Genomic DNA, 7,080 nt, shown 5'->3' with positions numbered 1-7,080 from the left:
AACTCTTCCGTATACTGATTGCGTATCTGTTTTTCCATACAGGACACCTCTTCTCGTTAAAGTAATTATCTATTTACACTTAACTGGTGTCCACTTTTCATTCTAGTCCCATTTCTGCAACGAGACGTTATGTATGTGCCGAAATCGGCAAGTTCTGTTGCAGAATATGCAACGGGGAACGAGCATCACGCATTGGCTCGTTATCTGAATAAACGTAACCTTTTATTGACACCTCGCTGAGAGCATTGATACAATTCTTTTAAAGTATATCGGATTAGTATGAATTAGCAGGTGGGAACGTGAAAAGGTTCAAGCTATGGCATAAATTGATTGCTTTCGTCATTATCGGGGCGGTTACGAGCAGCTCGCTCGGGCTGCTGTACGTCCAAAGAACGCAATCGCTCTATGAGCAGCTTGTCTACCAAGAGGCGAGCGACAAGCTTTATCTCTATTCGGAGCGCATTGAGGAGAAGCTGCGCGAGATCGATAAGCTGACGGTAACGATTGCGAGCGATCCCGACATTCAGGAAGGCTTATTTCGTTTAAAAAACGATGCAGATTCAGGTACATACGATACGTTCCTTGCTGTTAGTCGGCTGAAGCAGAAATTGCTTTCCTATCCGTTCCATGAGTATTCCATCTCATCGATTGCCATTGTGGATGCCAATGGGAATGAATACTTAGCAGGATCGCTTGCCAATACGCCGGTGCCTGCCCATACGGATGAGATGATAAGCCTAGCCGCGGACAGAGCGGGAGCGAGCGTGTGGACCGGAGGTGGCGGAGAGCAAGCGAAGATACTGTCGCTGAGGCAGATTCGTGCGACGAAGCATATGGATCTGCAGCAGCTGGGCACGCTTGTGATTAGAGCGAATGCCGATGAAATCGTCAACCGCTCGGATCGGAAAAGCACAAATTACGACACCTCGCTTATTATTCAGGACGGGGAGGAGCCGATATTTCCGGAGAAGGAGCGCATCGCGGCTACCGGTTTGCCGAAGAGAGATTACTCGGCGGAAGGAATGGCGAATCGATACGGCAAGCTGCGTGCCGGGGATCGGAACTATTTGGCCGCTTATTTCACAATGAGCTATACAGGGTGGACGTTCATTCATTTGGTCCCTTACGAGTCGGTGTTCGCTCAAGCCGTATATATGAAAAAAATACTGCTTATTCTATATGGCTGCATTTTGCTCGCATTAATCGTGTTCGGACTCTCGTTCTCCCGCGGCATTACGCGTCCGCTAGAGGAATTAACGCGTAGAATGACGCAAGTCGAGAGAGGAGATTTCGCGACTAGACGCTCCGAGACGATGAAGAACGTGGACGAGATCGGGCTGCTCACGATAAATTTTGCGAAGATGACGGATCGCTTGGATCTGTTAATTAAAGAAAATTATATTAAGCAAATTCATTTGAAGGAATCGCAGTACGAGGCGTTGAAAGCTAAGCTTAACCCTCATTTTCTTTACAATACGCTTGATTCAATCAACTGGCTCGCGAGAAGGAAGGGCCAGCAGGACATTTCGCATATGGTCAAAGCGCTTGGAGATATGCTCCGCGGCACGATCGGCGGCGAAGAAATGGTGACGGTGAAGGATGAGATTACGCTGCTACACAACTATTTATCCATACAGCAATTTCGCTTCGAGGACAGATTGCGTTATCGGATCGATATTCCGCCCAAGTTGCAGGACCTTCGCCTGCCAAGCATGCTGCTTCAACCGCTTGTCGAGAATGCCGTCAAATACGGCGTCGACGAAGAAACGGGAGTATGCGACATATCCGTAAGCGGCGAGCAATTCGGAGATCGCCTGGACTTATGGATTGCCGATCATGGGCCGGGCATGAACCCCGATTACTTGGCAGATGCGGAATCGGAGTCCAGAAGCGCGCGCCCGCAAGGCAGCGGCATAGGGCTTCGCAGCGTCCATAATCGAATTCAGCTGTTATTCGGTGAGGAATACGGCATAAGTATACATAACGGGATCGATCAGGGGACGATTGTTCGCGTTTCGGTGCCCGTTAGGAATGAGCAGCAGACTATGAGGACGAATGCGAGGTGAAGGGAGCCATGAACGGTTATAAGGTGTACTTGGCCGACGACGAGAGGCATATTCGCGATGGAGTGGCGGATACGGTCGCATGGGAGGAGCTTGGTCTCACGCTCGCAGGGACGGCTCCGGATGGCCTGCAGGCATATGAAGAGATCAGAAGCTTGAAGCCGGACATCGTCATTACGGATATTCGAATGCCAAAGCTGAACGGCTTGGAATTAATAGAGCGGACGCAGACCGCGCTGCCGGATACGAAGTTCATCGTGCTCTCGGGATACGGCGAATTCGAGCTGGCTGCGCAAGCGATGAAATACGGCGTCAAGCACTATGTGCTTAAGCCAAGCAATGAACAGGAAATAATGGATGCGCTCCGGGAGGTTATTGCGGAGCTGCGCGTTTATCATGCAAGGGAGAAAGAGATCGAAGGCATGCTGCGCAAGCTGGATCAATCCGGACAAGGAACGGATGATACGCAGCAGCAAGAGACGCCTCCGGGCAAGCTTGACAAGAAGTCGAAGCTGATCGATCATATGAAGCGTCTGACAGCGGAGCATTTGCAAGATGGCAGGCTGTCGCTGCAATGGCTGGCCCAGCATTATCTCTTCATGAACTCCGAATATTTGGGCAAGCAGTTCAGGCTCGAGACGGGGGAGAAGTATACGCAATATTTGACGAACCTCAGAATCGACCTAGCCAAGCAGTTGCTCAGGATGTCGGCAGAACTGAAAATGTATGAAATTGCCGAGCGTTGCGGCTTCGAGCAAGACCCGCAATATTTTGCCAACGTATTCAAGAAGACGACCGGTTATACCGCCGCGCAATACCGTAAGAGATTCGGCATACAGACGAAATGAAATCGGTTTTTTACAATAAAGTGATCGGGTTTTTACCTATAACGGAGTCGGAAAAGTTACTATGATTAGCTTAACCCTAGTAAACACATCAGAAAAGAAAGAAAGGTGGTCAGTTCAATTATGACCCGACTAGATCGTCCAGATCCATTCCTACGCAACAAGCGCGAAGAAGATATAGCCTCAAGGGCAGACTGGCTTGCGGAGCGGTTCGCCCAGAGAGCTGCCAAACATGATCTGGAGGGATCTTTCCCGTTCGAGAACTTCGAGGACCTGAAGCAATCCGGGTACCTGAAGCTGACGGTCCCGAATGCATTCGGCGGTGAAGAAGGGTCAGCTTACGAAATGGTGTTGTCTCAGGAACGTCTGGCAAGAGGAGACGGCTCGACGGCGCTCGCCGTCGGCTGGCATATCGGTCTGCTTCTTCAACTGCGCCTATCCAGGGCTTGGCCAGAGAAGCTGTTCGCGGAATTATGCCGGGAGACTGTGGCTAGCGGTGCTGTTATTAACGAACTTATAAGCGAGATTGCGACAGGAAGCCCGAGCCGCGGAGGCAGGCCGGAAACGACTGCAACCCGTGTTGCCGGAGGCTGGCGGATTAACGGGAGAAAGACATATAGCACGCTGAGCCCGGTACTTACATTTTTCACGGTATCGGCAGCTATCGAGGACAGCGATAAGGTAGGCCTCTTCTTCGTTCGCCAAGGTGCCGGCATTGTCATTGAGGAGACGTGGAACACGCTTGGAATGCGTGCTACCGGGAGTCATGACGTCGTGCTGAAGGATGTATTCGTTCCGGACGAGGACACGATAAGAGGGCTTGATCCGGTCACGGCCGCACCTGTTCCGACAGAAGCGACGCTGCTGCACATTCCGGCTTGTTACCTCGGAATTGCCCACGCTGCGCGTGACTTCGCGCTCGAATTCGCTCGCAAGCACAAGCCGAATTCGTTGACGGTACCGATCGCAGAGCTCCCGCATATTAAGCGGCAGATCGGGCAGATCGAAGCGGATCTGTTAACCGCTAGAAGCTATTTGTTCCATACGGCGGACCGCTGGGACAAGGAGCCGGACAATCGCGCGTATATGAAGCATGAGCTTGGTCTTGCGAAGTATACGGCGACGAACGCGGCTATACGAATCGTCGATCAGGCGATGAGAATCGTCGGCGCGCTGAGCTTGTCGCGCAGCTTGCCGCTGGAGCGGATGTATCGCGACGTTAGGGCAGGGTTGCATAATCCGCCGATGGATGATGCCGTACTAACGAATTTAGCCAATAACGCAATCGGGGAACTGCCGCAGACTCCGCCTTCGAACAGCTAGAAGCAAGCCCAAGCGAGAGTCCAAACGCAAGGCGCAAAGGAACTTAATCTTATGGTCGTGACAAAGAGAGCTGTAGGTATCTTCATCTTGCTAATACTGGCTGCGGCTCTCGCCGCATGCACGGACTATCAGGACACGGAATCGGGCGCAGGCCTTAGCCGCATGTCTTCTATCGAGACGTCCAAGGAGAGCGAGCCAATCACTCTACGCATGACTTATTGGGCGAGTTCTCAGCTTACCGTGGACAAAAACGACGCCGTCATACGGCTGTTCGAGGAGACTTATCCGAATATCCGAATCAAAGCGGAGTACTTCTGGGGCGACGCTTACTCGGGAAGCCTTGCCGTGATGGCAGCTTCGAACAGCTTGCCGGACGTAATCCGTATTGATTATTCGAATATTTCCAGGTATATCGACAAAGGACTCCTGCTTCCGCTGAATGAGTATATCGATTCGGGAGCGATCGATCTGGAAGGCGTAAGCCCGATGCATAATGCCGGAGCAACGAAAAGGGGCAAGACGTATGCCCTCAATATAGGGAATAACGCGCTTGTCATGTTCTATAACCCGGCGCTGCTCGCGAAGGCGGGAGTGGCTGCACCGGGACCGGATTATACATGGGAGCAATACGAGGAAGACTTGCGAGCTTTGAAGCAAGTCGGAGGCGTGTATGGAGATACCCACTTAACTTTCAACCATTTTCAAATATGGCTTAGGCAGCACGGTTTGACCTTATACAACGAGAAGCAGGACGGTCTTGGATACGACGATGACGGCTTGTTTACGACTTTTTTCCAAAGGCAGCTGCGGCTGCAGCAGGAAGAGCTGACGACGCCAACGGCGTTGGAGCAAAACGTGCGGGGATTGGATGACGGACCGTTCCCGAGAGGGTTAAGCGCGTTCGGAGGTTTGTCTTACTGGAGCAATCATATCGATATTATGGAGAAGCAGCTAGGCTTCCCGGTTGGACTTGCGATGTATCCAGGCTCGGGCGAGGGAGGCATGTACATCAAACCTTCCTTCTACCACGGCATTGCGAGCACATCGAAGCATCCCGACGAAGCTGCGCTGTTCATTAACTTCTATACGAATAACATGGAAGCTGCCAAGTCATTGAACGGCTATTTCGGGCTGCCCTATCACCCTCGTGTCATTGAGGGCATCAAGGATTCGCTCTCCGAGACGCAGCGCAATGTGCTTGCATACTTAACTTTGGTGGAACGCAAAGGAAATCCGATCGACCCGCCGCAGCCATCGGTCGGGGGCGAGGTGAGCAGCTTGTACAGCTCGCTCCATAACGAAATATTGTTTGGACGAATTACGCCCGAAGAGGGCGCGACGCGATTCAGAAACGAAGCTACCGTAATATTGAAGCGGGGCGCGGTTGAATTCTATAACAACTAAACCATATCACTAGATTAAGAGGAGTGTTGGTATTTATGAAGCGAGCATCCAAATTCATATCCATTGCCTTATCGGCATTTATAGCTTTATCGCTTACCGCTTGCGGTCAAAATAACGGAGGCAACGCCAATAGCGCATCCTCGCCGAAGCCTTCCGATCCTGCTGCAAGCAACGCCGCGGCCGAGACGGAGAAGCCCCAGGAGGACGTCACCATCCGCGTAAGTTATTGGGCAGGCACGCAGCTAACGATCGACGCGCATAACAAAGTGGTCGAGCTGTTCGAGAAAGCATACCCGCATATTGACGTTGAATCCGAATATGCGCCGGGCGGCGAGTATAACGACAAGATTCTCGTTCAAGCGGCATCGGATACGCTGCCGGACGTCATACGGACCGACTATTCCCAAATCAACAACTATGTGAGCAAAGGATTGCTTGCGCCGCTGGACGATTTCGTGGCGAATAAGACAATCGATCTCGAAGGCGTTAATCCGATGCATATCGACGTTGGCCGGGTTGACGGGAAGCTGTACGGCATTAACATCGGCAACAACGCTCTCGTGCTCTATTACGATCCCGATAAGTTGAAGGAAGCCGGAGTGACGCTGCCGGAAGGAGAGTACACATGGGAGCAATACGAGAAAGACTTGCAGACGGTCAAGGACAAGCTGGACATTGCGGGCGATTCCCATTATGGCCAATCCCAATTCGAAATTTGGCTGCGCCAAAATGACGCCAAACTGTATGCCGCTGACGGCAAAAGCTTAGGCTACGAGGATGACGGCTTGTTCACGACCTTCTTCGATACGCAGCTTCGCCTGCAGAAGAAGGGGCTTCTATCCAGCATTGCGGTTGAATCGGAAATCAAGGCGCTTGAGGACGGACCGTTCCCGAAAGGCCAAGCGGCGTTCGGCGGCTACGGCTACTGGAGCAACAGCCATAGCGACGTATTCGTGAAGCAGCTCGGCAAGCAAGTCGGCTTCTCGTTCTTCCCGGGTCCGACGAAGGGCGCTTACATTAAACCAAGCTTCTTCCACGGGGTATGGTCGAAGTCGAAGCATCCTGTCGAGGCAGCGACGTTCATCGAGTTCTATACGAATAATATCGAAGCGGCCAAGTCGCTTAACGGCTACTTCGGCTTCGCTTATAATCCGAAGGTGCTCGCGGGACTGGAAGGTACGTTCAGCGAAAATCAAAAGCATATCGTCGACTTCTTGGCGAAAGTGGAGAAGCAAGGCTCTCCGATCGACCCGCCGGCTCCGGCAGCGGGAAGCGAGGTAAGCGCGGCGTTCAAGAACATCGCCTCCGAAATCTTTTACGAGAAGCTGTCACCGGCTGACGGGGCAACACGATTCCGTGAGGAAGCGAGCAAAATATTAAGCAAGTAGTCAGCTGACAATAGCGCTGCTTGGCGGTCATCGGCCCTCTTGCCCATTAAGGGAAGG

The 7,080-nt window shown here is 52.1% G+C and carries 5 protein-coding genes; all 5 read left to right on the top strand.

The window, feature by feature from the left end; genetic code table 11:
- The first annotated feature begins 299 nt into the window (after window positions 1-299).
- The 5 genes from AC0YN0_RS25920 (at window position 300) to AC0YN0_RS25900 (ending at window position 7,023) form a co-directional block, all read left to right on the top strand.
- Window positions 300-2,066 carry a cache domain-containing sensor histidine kinase gene (locus AC0YN0_RS25920; protein ID WP_475823841.1) on the top strand — a complete coding sequence of 589 codons (1,767 nt, stop codon included), beginning with the start codon at window positions 300-302 and terminating at the stop codon, window positions 2,064-2,066.
- Window positions 2,067-2,074: 8 nt separating this feature from the next.
- Window positions 2,075-2,911: a response regulator transcription factor gene (locus AC0YN0_RS25915; RefSeq protein WP_475823840.1), complete on the top strand. Its 837-nt coding sequence runs from the start codon at window positions 2,075-2,077 to the stop codon at window positions 2,909-2,911.
- 120 nt (window positions 2,912-3,031) lie between these two features.
- On the top strand, window positions 3,032-4,231 hold the full coding sequence (locus AC0YN0_RS25910) for an acyl-CoA dehydrogenase family protein (RefSeq protein ID WP_475823839.1): 1,200 nt from the start codon (window positions 3,032-3,034) through the stop codon (window positions 4,229-4,231).
- Between the two features lie 51 nt (window positions 4,232-4,282).
- The gene (locus AC0YN0_RS25905; protein ID WP_475823838.1) at window positions 4,283-5,635 is read left to right on the top strand and encodes an ABC transporter substrate-binding protein; all 1,353 of its coding nucleotides are present in this window, start codon (window positions 4,283-4,285) and stop codon (window positions 5,633-5,635) included.
- Window positions 5,636-5,670: 35 nt separating this feature from the next.
- Window positions 5,671-7,023, top strand: a complete 1,353-nt coding sequence (locus AC0YN0_RS25900; RefSeq protein ID WP_475823837.1) for an ABC transporter substrate-binding protein — start codon at window positions 5,671-5,673, stop codon at window positions 7,021-7,023.
- The last annotated feature ends 57 nt before the right edge of the window (window positions 7,024-7,080 follow it).

The organism is Paenibacillus sp. J22P218, from assembly GCF_056269195.1.
The sequence above is the reverse complement of the archived record's forward strand: the minus strand, read 5'-3'. Positions and strand labels throughout refer to the sequence as shown.

Bases quoted from the DNA above. Each gene is read 5' to 3' on its own strand.
- AC0YN0_RS25900 (WP_475823837.1), top strand. From the start codon at position 5,671: ATGAAGCGAGCATCCAAATTCATATCCATTGCCTTATCGGCATTTATA.
- AC0YN0_RS25910 (WP_475823839.1), top strand. From the start codon at position 3,032: ATGACCCGACTAGATCGTCCAGATCCATTCCTACGCAACAAGCGCGAA.
- AC0YN0_RS25905 (WP_475823838.1), top strand. From the start codon at position 4,283: ATGGTCGTGACAAAGAGAGCTGTAGGTATCTTCATCTTGCTAATACTG.
- AC0YN0_RS25915 (WP_475823840.1), top strand. From the start codon at position 2,075: ATGAACGGTTATAAGGTGTACTTGGCCGACGACGAGAGGCATATTCGC.